Origin of the sequence: Chryseobacterium luquanense, assembly GCF_026460945.1 — a bacterium.
GTDB lineage: Bacteria > Bacteroidota > Bacteroidia > Flavobacteriales > Weeksellaceae > Chryseobacterium > Chryseobacterium luquanense.
The window spans coordinates 1-13,697 of record NZ_JAOVZV010000015.1; the positions used below are offsets into that span (position 1 = coordinate 1).

The 13,697-nt window shown below is 28.3% G+C and carries 16 protein-coding genes and 1 pseudogene; all 17 read left to right on the forward strand.

The window, feature by feature from the left end:
- A pseudogene (locus OEA66_RS12545) lies at positions 1–318 on the forward strand (hypothetical protein); the annotation flags it as partial.
- A gap of 11 nt (positions 319–329) precedes the next feature.
- A complete protein-coding gene (locus OEA66_RS12550) occupies positions 330–932 on the forward strand; it encodes a PAAR-like protein (RefSeq protein WP_267281701.1) in 603 nt (200 codons plus the stop codon).
- Positions 933–936: 4 nt separating this feature from the next.
- Positions 937–2,103, forward strand: coding sequence for a DUF6402 family protein (locus tag OEA66_RS12555; RefSeq protein ID WP_267281702.1), 1,167 nt, complete (start codon positions 937–939; stop codon positions 2,101–2,103).
- Positions 2,100–2,441: a hypothetical protein gene (locus OEA66_RS12560; RefSeq protein ID WP_267281703.1), complete on the forward strand. Its 342-nt coding sequence runs from the start codon at positions 2,100–2,102 to the stop codon at positions 2,439–2,441. Before OEA66_RS12555 ends, OEA66_RS12560 begins: the two co-directional genes overlap by 4 nt.
- Positions 2,442–2,452: 11 nt before the next feature.
- Entirely contained in the window at positions 2,453–3,871 is a 1,419-nt protein-coding gene (locus OEA66_RS12565) for a peptidoglycan recognition protein family protein (RefSeq protein ID WP_267281704.1), read from the forward strand.
- Positions 3,868–4,608: a hypothetical protein gene (locus OEA66_RS12570; RefSeq protein WP_267281705.1), complete on the forward strand. Its 741-nt coding sequence runs from the start codon at positions 3,868–3,870 to the stop codon at positions 4,606–4,608. Before OEA66_RS12565 ends, OEA66_RS12570 begins: the two co-directional genes overlap by 4 nt.
- A gap of 35 nt (positions 4,609–4,643) precedes the next feature.
- Positions 4,644–5,096 (forward strand): hypothetical protein, encoded by a 453-nt coding sequence (locus tag OEA66_RS12575; RefSeq protein ID WP_267281706.1) that lies wholly within the window; start codon positions 4,644–4,646, stop codon positions 5,094–5,096.
- 189 nt (positions 5,097–5,285) lie between these two features.
- On the forward strand, positions 5,286–6,161 hold the full coding sequence (locus OEA66_RS12580; protein WP_267281707.1) for a hypothetical protein: 876 nt from the start codon (positions 5,286–5,288) through the stop codon (positions 6,159–6,161).
- Positions 6,148–7,515, forward strand: coding sequence for an N-acetylmuramoyl-L-alanine amidase (locus OEA66_RS12585; RefSeq protein ID WP_267281708.1), 1,368 nt, complete (start codon positions 6,148–6,150; stop codon positions 7,513–7,515). Before OEA66_RS12580 ends, OEA66_RS12585 begins: the two co-directional genes overlap by 14 nt.
- 238 nt (positions 7,516–7,753) lie before the next feature.
- Positions 7,754–8,083 (forward strand): hypothetical protein, encoded by a 330-nt coding sequence (locus OEA66_RS12590; RefSeq protein ID WP_267281709.1) that lies wholly within the window; start codon positions 7,754–7,756, stop codon positions 8,081–8,083.
- Between the two features lie 72 nt (positions 8,084–8,155).
- On the forward strand, positions 8,156–8,725 hold the full coding sequence (locus tag OEA66_RS12595) for a hypothetical protein (protein ID WP_267281710.1): 570 nt from the start codon (positions 8,156–8,158) through the stop codon (positions 8,723–8,725).
- A 20-nt stretch (positions 8,726–8,745) separates the two neighbouring features.
- Positions 8,746–8,946 carry a hypothetical protein gene (locus OEA66_RS12600; RefSeq protein ID WP_267281711.1) on the forward strand — a complete coding sequence of 67 codons (201 nt, stop codon included), beginning with the start codon at positions 8,746–8,748 and terminating at the stop codon, positions 8,944–8,946.
- A gap of 515 nt (positions 8,947–9,461) precedes the next feature.
- Positions 9,462–9,650, forward strand: coding sequence for a hypothetical protein (locus OEA66_RS12605; protein ID WP_267281712.1), 189 nt, complete (start codon positions 9,462–9,464; stop codon positions 9,648–9,650).
- Positions 9,651–9,802: 152 nt separating this feature from the next.
- The gene (locus OEA66_RS12610) at positions 9,803–11,011 is read left to right on the forward strand and encodes a peptidoglycan recognition protein family protein (protein WP_267281713.1); all 1,209 of its coding nucleotides are present in this window, start codon (positions 9,803–9,805) and stop codon (positions 11,009–11,011) included.
- 4 nt (positions 11,012–11,015) lie between these two features.
- The gene (locus tag OEA66_RS12615) at positions 11,016–11,573 is read left to right on the forward strand and encodes a hypothetical protein (protein ID WP_267281714.1); all 558 of its coding nucleotides are present in this window, start codon (positions 11,016–11,018) and stop codon (positions 11,571–11,573) included.
- Between the two features lie 854 nt (positions 11,574–12,427).
- Complete coding sequence (locus OEA66_RS12620) at positions 12,428–12,763, forward strand: hypothetical protein (RefSeq protein ID WP_267281715.1); 336 nt, start codon at positions 12,428–12,430, stop codon at positions 12,761–12,763.
- Positions 12,764–13,185: 422 nt separating this feature from the next.
- The gene (locus OEA66_RS12625; RefSeq protein WP_267281716.1) at positions 13,186–13,506 is read left to right on the forward strand and encodes a hypothetical protein; all 321 of its coding nucleotides are present in this window, start codon (positions 13,186–13,188) and stop codon (positions 13,504–13,506) included.
- Positions 13,507–13,697: the final 191 nt, after the last annotated feature.

Genomic DNA, 13,697 nt, shown 5'->3' on the forward strand with positions numbered 1-13,697 from the left:
GCACCGAAGAATATGACGTTTACGGCGGGGGAAGATATTAATATTTCAGCAGGAAGAAACATGACAACTAGTATAGGGAAGAATAGTAATATTTATGTTGGGAATGATCATACTGAAGCTATTACAAAAATCTACACTCAAGTATCGGAAAACAAAAATGTTACTGTTAAGCAGGATCAAACCGAAAATACAGGAAATAAGTTTAAAAGTGTTTCCGGAGAAGCGGATATACAAACTTCTATGGGAGATTTAAAATTAAGAGGGTCTTCTTTGGCAGTGTTTCAAGGAGGAAAAGACGTTAAAGTCAGTAAAGGATAAAATGGAATATTATGAAAAATAATAAATTTTCATTTGTTGCCGATGAACATGATTCCGATCTCAACAAAGATTCGGACTTGACAATTATTGGAAAATCTAAAACTTCTGCCACATCCAAAAAGGGGAAAAGTAGTTCAGAACACAATGCAAAACTTAATAAAAAGAGAGAGGAAAAACAAAAAAAATCAAAAGAAGATTCTCCTCTTGAGAAAAGAGAAGTTGTTATGCATGGAGCAAAACTCAAATGTCCTTATGCACAAGCTTTAGGAGATTTAAAAGTTACGTCTAACGAAATTAATCTTCAGGATCAGTTATGGGCAACAGAGGGTGACGGAAATAATATGATTAATTTACAGTTTAAAGGAACTTGTGGGCATCCAAAATGGTCTGGACAAACTCCACCTCCATGTATGAGTGTGATAAAATTAAGCCCTTGGCAGAACTTGGGAACTTCTATTGTACAGGAACAGAAAGTTTTGATAAAAGAGTCTTTTATTACTTGTGAGCCAACACCAAATGTGGCTGTTATAAAAAAACAAGAAAGAAAAATGGAAAATACAAATGATGAAACATCTCCTAAAGATGGAATATTATACGCCTTTTTAAAAAAATAATAATATGGTTCTTTTTTTAGATTTTGAAAACGATAAAATCAATATGACTTTTCATCCAGTGCCAAAAAGTAAAGCAAAAAAATATAAAGTAAAAATCTATGCAAAAAATTTAAGTGAAAAATTAGAAAAAGTTCATGTATACACATCTAAAGATTGGGATTTAAAAAAGGATGTAGAGAATTCCCATGATTTTACAATAAATTATGTGTTTTATAACCAGGTTGCCAAAAAAATACAAAAGAAACAATATCTACCTAATAAGATTGAATTGTTTTTTAGTGTTGTAATGAATGAAAATGAACTTGTAGCTAATAATAGCTTTATAATTCATTTTGTCAGATATATACCCAAATTATTGAATATTAAAGGGTTTGTAAATGGTGAAAAATTACAAAAAACATGGTTTAAAGAAGGAAATAATTCAAATAAAAAATTTGTAGACCCAAAACTTGATGCGGTAACATGGGAATGGATAACCCAAGAGTCATCTGAAGTGAACAGTGAGTTTGGGGATTTTCATTCTGAAACGACAAGTAAATTAAGACAGCCAAATAGTGCATGGAGTAACAAAATCCAAGAATCTTTGCAAGGAGAAATTAATAAAATGATAAATGATGGTATAGTAATAAAACCAACAAAAGGAAATAAAACCACAACATTTGGCGTGACCGATACAAATATATTAGATTATAATGGTGAAAAAGTACCTAAGTATGAAAAATACTATTTTAACTCTCAACCATTTAATGGGAATTTTGATTTGGGGATTCATATTATTAAAGAAGGAATTGATGATTTTATAGCAGCAATAGCTAATTTTAATTATCATGTTTTTGCTACAGGAAAATTAGAATATATAGACCGGCTCCTAATGGATGATTACATTCGAATTAAGGTTGAAAAATTACACTACTATGTTAAAGACGGGTTTGATTTTGTAGATGATAACCCGAAAAAACCATCTCAACCCCTAGGATTCTGGAAGGTTTGTAACGATGGTAAAACGGTTGAAATACAAAGAGAAGAACCCGATTCTGATTTGAAAAAAGAATATTACGTAGTAACAAACAAGGACTATAGAAATTATAGAGATGATCATAAAAAAGGATATGATTTCTATTTATATTCTACTTTACACACTGAAAACGTTAACATTATATTTGACTTATGAAAATAATTTTTTTTTGGATTGTTGCAATATTACTTGTAGCCATTACAAGTCTGTATCTTTTCCGATCCAGATATTATGAATATGGAATATATAAAAGTCCAAATAATAAGTATATATTAAAGATTTTTGTTGAGGAAAACATGTATCACGCTTCTTTAACAAGCGAGGCTGATTACAAAAAAGCATATGCTGTTTTAGAAGATAGTAACGGTAAAGTTATAGATAGCCCTCCGTTTTATAATCGCCATACTTTTTTATTGGGCGATTTGAATATTGAATGGAACTTTACCGAAAATAAAGTGTATTATACAAAATTTGATTTTCTTTCTTTAGATTAAAATAAAACAAAATGTCAGGTAGTTTAATTTCTCATCAATATGTTGAAAATAGTCCTGGATCGCAGGAAAAAAATGGCAGTTCTTCTTCTCAAGAAAAAGATGATTATTCAGTAAACCCGAACCAAAAAGTATATGATATGCCACATCAGCTTGATCATGAAGTGAATGGGGTGAAAATCTATTTTGCAGAGCAAAAACCTAAAATGAAATGGGAAAGCAAAGAAGAATCATATAGTGTTCAAAGTGTAAATGGAGCAACGGTAAAGTCTATAAAAGATAAAAAAGAGGGTGACCTTAAAAAACTTAAAAAAGAATTTAAGAATATTCAAGTACTAGATTCTGCAGATAATACTAAAATGCTTTCAGATGGTACAAAATTAAAAAAAGGAGAATCCGTAAAGATAAAATGGGAAGAAAATATTCATCAACAAGACGAAGATGGAAAACCTGCTTATGATCCCTTACAAATAAATAAAGCATCTGTTAAGAAAAAGGTATGGGTAGTAGCTAATTGTGAAGGGACTTCCGGAAATCTTTCTATACAAATAAATGAGAATAAACTAGAAAATGGGGAACAGGTATATGAAAATCCAATTAAATTTTTAATTGGTGAAGAAGAAAAAGATAAAATAGAGTTTAAGATTGACGGAAGAATGGTCTATCAACAAGAGATTACTCTACGCCCCAAAAGTGATGATGATCTAAAGAAATTGGTTGAAAAATTTGACCAGCGAAAAGATAAAAATGCTTTTCTATATTTTAAAGCAGAAATTACTGAAACCCAAAATGAAATAACGTTTCCTGATGAAACTCATGAGTTTTTGAATAAAGATGGAGAAAGGTTAGAAATAAAGTATTGTTCTTGTTGTGACTACACTGTAGATAATGAAGGCTATGTGGTAGGAAGTAAAGTAACCAAGAATAAAATTGATAGTTGTAATAAAACCGCTATGCCAAATGATGTTGCTATTATTGTGCTCCATAGAACTGCGGGAGGAAAGGCTTCTGGAACTTTGAATCACATGAAATCAGAAGGTTATGGGGCTCATTTTGTCATTGATTATGATGGTACAATTTATCATGCCATAAGTTTGAATAATAAAGGTAGTCACATGGGAGTTGCTCAATTTCAAGCAACAAAAGATGCTGGTTGGGGAAATGGTAATAGTATAGCTATAGAAACATGTGGTTATTCATATGATAAAGATGGAAACAAAAGAATTGGAGCAGCAGGGGATAAAGTACCACATGATCATTGGGAGGAAGTAACAAATGAGCAAGCTAAATCAGTAGCTTGTTTGCTTGACTTTTTAATTACCCATTACAATCTTACAATAAATGAAGTAAAGGTACATGAAGATTTATGTAGTAAAGAACCATTAGAAGGAAAAACGGTTTATGATGCAATGTTGCCATATTTATGCTTATGAAAAAAACTATTTTATTAATTATGCTATTTGTTGCAAATATTCATTTTTATAATGCACAAAAAAAAGATATTGTCATTTCTAATATTACCAAATCTTGTGATAATTTGTTGGGCAGTAATATTTATGACTATGAATTATGTAAAAATTGGAAAACGTTAAGTAAGAAAAAAGTTAAAAAAATTATTTTGTTAAGTGATACAGTAAGCCATCATACAATTCATTATGCAGCAACTGAATTTCCTTTTTGGATAAATGCAGATATTTCAATGAATAACAAAAAATATAAAATGAAAATAAATGGGGGTTCATATTTTTATTTGTCAGAAGTAAGTACTAATAAAGTACAATTGTATGCATTCAAAGAACCTTCTTTAGATTATTTTATTTGTGGAATAGGTAGTGAAGATGATTCTTTATGTATTGAGAATAAACAGTTAGCTAAAGAAATTGTTATAAATAATAATAACAAAATTTTATCTATGTGGAAAAATGCATATAATTTAAAAGATAAAAATGACAATATGTATGAAATTTTTATTGATGAAGACAAATGCCTTGTAAGTTTAAATAAAAATCAATTGAAGTGTATTATTTTAAAAGAAGGAAATAAGGTTATTAAGATTTATAGTGGCGAGCGTGTAAAGGTAGCTGGTTATAAACAAGAACAGTTTAATGAAGGGGATTATGTAACTACATTGTACAAAATGAAAAATACCTTTAAAATTAATGATGAATAAAAAATACAATCGGTAGTATGTATAGTAAAATGTTTATGAAGAAACTACAAAATATACTAATAGTCCTTCTATTTTTTTCTACTTACTCATTTGTATATAGTCAGAAAAGGAATATTGATTATTTTATTAATGATGTAATTACATCATATTCTGAAAAGAATAGTATAAAATTCAATTCTCTTATCAATAAAGATTTAGGAATTCATTTTATTACAACTATTGGAGCGAACAATAATTGGATTAGCACAAAAGAAGTATGTTTTGCTAATAAAAATGAAAAATGTTCTATTGGTTTTCCTTATCAAGATTTTTTAGAAAAAGATACGATTATTAAGTCAGACTTAATTTATTTAGAATATACAAACAAAACATATTTTGAATGTGAAAAAATTGAGAAAAAAGGAATTTTTGTATCATCAAAGGGTAAATATCATACTTTGTCAGAATCAATATTCTTTTTTATAAAAAATTATAAGTATAGTAGGTGAAGAGATGGATATTGGATATAAAGAAGAAATGGAATATTTATATAGAAAAATAGAAAATATAGAAGATAACAGTAGACGTATCGTTGTAAATAGTGAAAATGGAACATTTATTTTTTATATCACATTGATAAAAAACAAATGATATTTGACAATAATAGATTATGCATCAACAGATTGTAGTGTATAGCAATGGAAAACAATAACAATTTCCCAATAAATATTTCTCTCCAGCTTTCTTTTGAGAGAAAGTTTTATCGTTATTCTTATAATGAATATACCATAATAAATGGAAAAACACATAGAAGTGAACTGAACAAAATATTGCATGTAACATTGCAAGCAATTGAGAATGGTAGATTCGAGTTTCATATTGAAACCTTTAACAGAGAACACAGGGATAAAGAATTATCACTTTCCGAGAAAGATTTCCTAGCATATGTTGCAAGAATAAATGATGAGATAAAAGTAGTAACAGATGAGTATGCAAAACTTAAAATATTAAAAGATTTACCAGTTTTGCAGGAGAAGTCAAAAGAAATTACTAAAAAACTTTCCGGATCTTATGTAGGAAGACATGCAGAAAACAGCTTCAAGTTCCTTAACGCATTTTATAACAACGGAAATATGGTTTGTGATGACTTATTAAAAAACAATCAATTCGGGCTAATCCTTCATAAGTTTTATGGCAAATACAACAAGGAAAATAACCAAAACCATATTGTACGTTATAGAAACTTGATGAATAATACCGTGATGGATATAGAAGAGCAAGCACAGCTACAAAGTATCGATGAAAAAGAGCAGTTAATAACTTTAAGTTATACGGGCAAATTATCTTCCGATAAAAATTGGGAACAATTTTATGAAGAAATGGAAAGGAAGCAAATTTCATATAATAAAGAAAAAGATGTTCCTACATTGAATAAATATGAAGGATTTATTTTATTTGACTCTAAAACCAAAGAAGTCTTGGAACATAACCTTACCCTAGTGTTTTCCTTGGGAGAAAATTATCAAAAGAAATTTATTTACGAATTAAAAGAAATAAGCTATGAGGAAGCATAAAAAAATATCTTGGATTACGGAGCTACAACATAAATTAGACATCAAATTTGGAAAGGGATTATATCACGCAGGATTTTTATTGGCATTATTCGGTTGTTTGAGTCTTACTTCTTGCCAACCCAATAGTAAAGATAAAATTGAAAATGTTCCCTCTGAAACAAGAACTACACCGACCACAGAAAGAGAGAGTCCTCGTACAAAGATTACGATTACAAATTCCAATCAAAAGCAAACCATGAACAACCCTCCTAATAGTGATTTTCCTGAAGGCTCTTGTGTTGTGGATGCATATTTTGCTCGTAAAAGTGAAGAAACGAAAGAATATGAAAAAATAAAATCTTCGGCATTGGGAGAAACTGTTTATGTAATGGTTGATACAATTAGTTTGGTAGGTAAAGAAATCTCACTTAATATAATGGATAAAGACAAAATAATAAGTGAGAAAGTATATGAAAAACTTTCCTTTACAGATGATAAAAATTCTGGTGACACATATAAAGAAAAAGTCGGAAACGATGGATATGCTATTTTTAAGATAACTCTCAAACCAAGTAAGGACGATAAAGAAGAAAAAAAATTGGCAGAATGGAGAAATAAAATAGCGAAAGCAAGCGATAAAAAATTAAAATTAAGTCTAAAAGTTAAAGCAGAAGGAGATAATATTACATATTGTGGAAAAAACCCCGACGGCCAAACGGATGGAAGAAAGGAAGACAATTACTGGTTAGATACAGATGCGAAAGCTTTTATTGTAAGACGGAAAAATCCGGTGATAGTGATAGATCCGGGTCATGGAGATAATAACTCGAAGAATTCAGTTTTTGATCCCGGTGCTGGTGATGAAAAAGAATATGAAAAAGATTATGCTTTAATCATTAGTAAAGCTATCAAAAGCGAGTTAGACAAAGAAAATATTAAGGTTTATATGACGAGGGAAGATGATATTAATGTAGACCCTAAAGGCCCATTAAATTGGAGATATGAATCTGCTAATGAGAAAAAAGGGGATATTTTTGTTAGTATTCATTTAAATTCTGGTACAGATAATAGTGTATTTTCAGTATATCAGCAAGGGAAGAATAATGAAATTAATAGTAAAGACATGGCGCAAGAAATAATGGAGAAGTTGAAACCACTAGTAACAGTGCCAACTAATAATATACGACAAGTAAAAGGCTATACCAGGTTCAACACATTAGCTGTATTGAATAACTTTAAGGGAGAAGCTGGGATATTAATGGAATTTGGTGGAATAGGAAGTTCAACAAACCAACAAAATATTAAGACCAATAAAGACAAAATAGGCAAAGCTGTAAAAGATGGTATTATTAGTTATGTGGAGAAAAATTTTTAATTTTTTTATTATTGCAATCGTAATTTGTTGTTTCGTTCGATGTAAAGAAACAAAAAGTGCGAGTATTGTTCAAAGTAGTCGCGTTTCTTCATACGATTCGTTGGTTCAGATATATACTAAAGAAAAAGTGTATGTTGCTACATATTTTACCAATCGATGTTTCAAAAATACTTTTGATAATTATAAAAAAAATAGTCAGTATAATTATTGTAATCTTCAACAATACCTCAATAATTATATGGATAGTAATACTCATAAGCCATGTGCAATTAATAACATTAAAGAAATTAGTCGGTGGTGTAGTATTGATGCTCAATTAAATGAGATACCAATACAAAGTGATGAAGGAGTTACATTTGAAGAAATTATTTATAATATGGATATTGGGAAAAATTTTTATTCCAAATATCTGAAAGATAAAAATCAATATTATGGTTCATTAGATTTTCAACAATCATGTGCATTATATTATGATGTTGTTAGTTATTTATATGATTTGGATTATACTAGTTATAAAAATTTTATGAAAAAATATTTAGATTATTATCAAAAACATCAAGAATTGTAATATTGAAAAAATAAAAAAATGGCAGAACAGTTATCAAAAGGATTAATAGAAAATATTGAGAAAAATTTTTAAATGAAACATATTACTTTTTTATCCATTATTTCTGCAATATCAATAATTAATGGATGTAGGAAGCAAAATAATACCATTAAAAATATACCTTCTTCTATTGTTCAGGAAAAATATGATGATAGCATTATCAGTAAAAAATACCATAAAAATGGAAAAGTTGAAAGTATTCTTTATGATAAAAATAAAAAAAAGGGTGAGCTTGTTTTTATTTCATATTCTCCTGAAGGTTATATAATTGAAAAACAACTTAGAAAAGACAGTTTGATTGTCACCAAAAAAGACACTTGTTTGTGCATTTTTTTGTCTATTAAATATTTTTCCAATGGAAAAATCAAAGAAACAGGATGCCAAGGAGAATATAATTCTATGGGAGTTCCTGTTGGAACGTGGAAAGTTTTTGATAGTTTAGGAAAAGTAGAAGAAAGTATCTATTATCACCCTGATAAATTTGGAAATGATTATAAAATAATTAAAAAATATAATCAAAAAGGGAAATTAATTTCGGAGAAAACCTATAATAATGATATTCAATATGAAAATGAATTAATTGAACTAAAAAAAATCCCATAATAAACGATTTTGTTGGATTTTTGGCTCCTTATTTAGATGGAAGAACCAAAATAGTTACTAGAAATGATGTTAAAGATGAAAATGGTAATTTGTTTAAAATAAAATTTCATTATTTTCCTGTTAGGATTATTTTGGAAGAAAGGCATGCAGAAACTGAAACTTTTATTGTTGGAAAAGAAACAAAAACGAGATGGAGAGGAATAGTTGTAAATAATCAATAATCAATAATAAATAATAAATAATGCAAAACATTATAACAATTTTAATTTTCTTAGTTTTTATCAATGTAAAGAAGTTTCAGACAGAAAAACTAATTTTTCTGTTGAACCGAGCCGAACTTCAATATCTACAAATGAAAAAAAGAAAAATGATGAATTTTCTTTAAAAATATCCTATACAAAAGACTCCTTTATTAAAGTAGCGTCTCATAGTTATGAAGATAGTCTTTCATATTTTTCAGATATTGCAATAACAGATGAGACAGGATTAATAATATATGAGCATAATAACTCCACCACTTTATCAATAGACTCTTTTAAGCATCCTTTTTATCTTTAAGGAGAATGTTGAATTATTTAGTTATAAATCTGAAGAATGGATTTTATTTCCGATTTTTAAACATAGGATAAAAAGATTAAAAAATAATAAGTATTTTGATGAAATCAGTTACATTAAAATTCCGGATATTCCTTTAAGTGAGAAAGTCAAAACAAAGAAAATGTACAATAACCTCAAGATGAACTCGCAAAACAATGCGGCAGTAAATGTCGAAAAACTTGTTAGTGATGGATTTATATGCGCTTTAAACGATCGTAATGTTATACCTATATTCAAAGATTTAAAAAATAGAATTGTTCTTGATGGCTCTTATGCTGAAATATATGGAGAACTTCTTTCTATGTTAGAAATCTATGAGAAAACATAAAAAAATATCTTGGCTTATCGAACTACAGCATAAATTAGATGTCAAATTTGGTAAGGGGTTATATAATGCAGGATTTGTATTTGTTTTATTTGCGGGTTTGTTTACAACATCTTGTAATCCAAATGAGAGTAAAGTTCCCGATTTTCCCACCCATGAAAAAAGTGGAAACACCTGAAAAACCACAACCTCCCATAAAAATTACCATTACTGATACTAAGCAAACAGTTACAAATAATGAATTAAAAGAGATATACGGAGATACACCTGTTATTAAAGACGCTTATTTTGCAAAAAAAGTAGAAGAGAAAGATAAAAAAATAACTTATGAGCAAATAAAATCGGCATCTATAAAAGATGAAGTTCATATTGTAGTAGATACGCTTAACATTCCTATTGGAACCGAAGTAAAGGTAAAAATTTTAGAGAAAGGAATAATAAATAAAGACGAATACAAAGAAGTTTCTTTTTTGCAGGATAAAAAAGATGTTCAAGGGATTTTTACAACAAAAATAGACTATTATGATACAGACGGAGATGGAGAGATGTTCGCAGTTTTCACAATCAATCTAAACAATATAGACGACAAAATTACGCAAAACTGGATCAGTAAAATAACTTCCGATAAAGACAAAAAATTAAAACTTTGTATATATGTAGAAGTTCCAAGTTTGAAAGATAAAGTAGTGTATTGTGGCGATAATATGGATCTGGGAGAAGGCATCCCAAAAGACAGAGTTTGGTTGGATCAACCTAGTAAATGGTTTGAAGTCACAAGTAAGAGAGAAATTTGCCCAATAGATCCTCTATATAGGAGTCATTTTGTAATACATTGTACAGCAGGAAATATGTCAGAAAAATCTATTAAAACTCATACGAAATTTGATTCTCCTAATAAAACAAGAAGTAAAGCACATAAATATATTATGCCTGATGGTATTGTTATAGAAATTTGGCCATTTACAGAAAAAAATGTTTGGGCAACTAAGGCAGAATCCAAACTTAATTTAAAAGGTCAGATGTTTCATATTGAAATTAATTATGGCTCACCAAGTACCCCTACTGAACAACAATATCAATCTTTGGCTAAATTATATGTGGAAGCTTCAGACACACAAGATTGTTGGCCAATTGTTGTTCCACACATAGAAGTTGATAGAGGGATTCCTGATGGACATTCGGATCCTACAGATTTTGATTACAATAAATTTTACTCAATATTAAAAAATATGGATGTCCCAATTGATGAAATTCCACACTTTGATCATGAGAGATATTGGGGAAGTCCATCATATAAAATTCCAATGGCAAACGATAAAAATTCTTGGCCTCCCATTTTGAAAGGAAATCCACATAAATCTTAATAGAATGAAAAAAAAACTAATATGCACCGTTTTATTAGCACTCACTTGTTATCTTATTTTTTCGCAAGAAATTTTCAGTAACAATAAAGCAAAATATTTATTCATAGGTAGCATAAAAAAAGATTCTATAAAAGTTCTTGCCAACGGAAAGATAGAATGGATAAAAAATGAAAATTTACATCAATTAGATAAACTTTCTACAAAAGACTTTCTAAATAAAATATTTTCACAAAAATTAAAATTTGAAATGGAAGGCTATGAGCCATTTTGGAATGCCAAAATATATAAAAATGTATTGTTTTTTACTGATCCTGTAACCGGCAATGAAAAAAAATATAATATAAACTACAACTATAATATCAATAAAGTTGATTCTGGGGTTTATTTTTCTTTTTCTGACACTTCGCATAAAATACATGGATATATAAATTACATCGGTTTGGAAAATGTAAAGAATGGTAGAATATGTGAATACAATTTATCAGAAGAAAACACTTTATATGAAACGTTCATTACTGTTGACGGAGTTATCTATAAAGGATGTTCTGTAATTATAAAATAGTTAATTAACTGTAAAAATAATGCAATCTATCGTGGGAAATATTTATCATTCATGTGGAAGCTCAAAAGAAAACCGCAAGAGAGGGTCAAACTCTACATGATGCTATAATTATGAAACAATTACTAACATTCTTATTAATGTTTATTCTATTATCCTGCTACAAAAGTGAAAATAGAATAAAAAAATCTGAAAAATTAAAAGAATAAGTTTTATACAAGAATGATAAAGTTGAAATCAAAATTGATCAAACTAATTTCCAAGAAACTATTTACCAAATTGTAAAATATTATAATGCAAAAGATTATACAAAATTAAATAAATTAATTCATCCCAATCTAGGGATTTACTTCATATATAGAATTGGAACTGTGGATTTGTGGAAGAATGATAAACAGATATGTGTAAGTTCGATCTTGTAAAAATGAAATAAGTGTTCCATATTGGTATAGAGAAGCAATTTAAAAACAAAAAACTGGACATAACTTTAAACTAGATACCGTTAAAACGGATGTTGTTATAGAATGTGACTCAATAAGTAAAAAAGGGTTATTTTTTATAAATAATAAAAAAGCAGCAGAATTATTATCAAACACAATAGAAAATTATATAATTTCCAAATCTTATGATAATACAGAAGAATCTAAAAGACATATTGCTAAATTCAAGCAAGAAATAAAACCAATTCAAAATTGGGAAAGAGATAGTAGAAGAATAGTTCTTTCATATAAGACTGAAGCTAATTATTTTGGAAATACTTTTATTTTTCACGTAACCGAAATAGAAGGGAGGTGGTATCTTTCAATAATAGATTTTGTTTCAACTGATTGTAGTGTTTAGCAATTAAGTGAATGTTTATGAAAAACATAATATTAATAATAATTACATCGATTCTATTTTTAGGATGTAATCCTGTAGAGGGACAAAATAAAGAAATAGAAGTATTTTCAAAAAAAGTAATAGAAATTTATAATAGAAAGAATTCTACAAAATTCAATCAATTAATTAATAAAAATACTGGATTGATTTTTATTACTACGAAAGGATCTAATAATAGTTGGGAGAAAGTTCAAAATGTTTGTTTAAAAAATAAATGTGAGGAAAAGGGATTTATAACAATAGGAATTCCTTATCAATCTTTTTTAGAAAACTATAGAGCAGAAAATTTAAATAAAATTGAATTTACAGAATAATCCTTTTTTGAATGTGAAAATATTGAAAAGAAAGGTATTTTTATTTCTTCAGAAAATAATTTTCATACTTTATCTGAATCAGTAGTGTTTTTTAAGAAAAATTATTATGATATTATAGGTCAAGAAATGGATTCAACAAAGAAAATTGAATTGGAAAAAGATTTGACAAAATTTAAAAAACTTGAATTGAAAAGCCGAAGAGTAATTGTAAATAGTGAGTCGGGAACATTTATTTTTTACATAACTAATATTAGCGGGAAATGGTATCTCACGATTATTGATTTTGCTACTGTAGATTGTAGTGTGTAATTTTTTAAATAATTGTACTAATAATGATAACAAACCAAGCTATGATGATGAAATGGAAGAAGAAATGTTAGAGGAATGGAGAGGAAAAATTGCAAAATTAGAAGAGGAAAAAAATGATAAATATATTTAATCAAAACTATCCAAAGTGGATAGAAGTTATTTTAGAAGACACAAGTACTTTGCTAATTGATAGGAGGACTGGAGTTTTCTTTAAAATTAGTTATGAATCTGCATCATGCACGTTTATGAATGAAAATGGGTTACAATGGATTTATAATGAAAACGGTGTTATTGTTAATGATCCAAATAAAGAATTAGAGGTACAAAAAGGACAATGGATAACGAGTGGTGGGAAGGATTTTGTAATAAGAACTTTTACCTCAGATGAAGTCTTACTTCGAGCAAGAGACTATTTTTTTCCCATTAGTTCTTAAAGGAAAAATGATAGAAACTGAAGAAATATTTCTCAATTAGTTAATGTTGTTAATGTTTCGAGTCCTGCAAGGGGTTTTAAAATAGACTAACATACTGATTTACAGCAAAAATTGGTTCTAGTTCTTGTCAATAGGGGGAGCAAAAAAGACTTACATTATTGTAGGTCTTTTTTGATTTCAATATGTTTTAT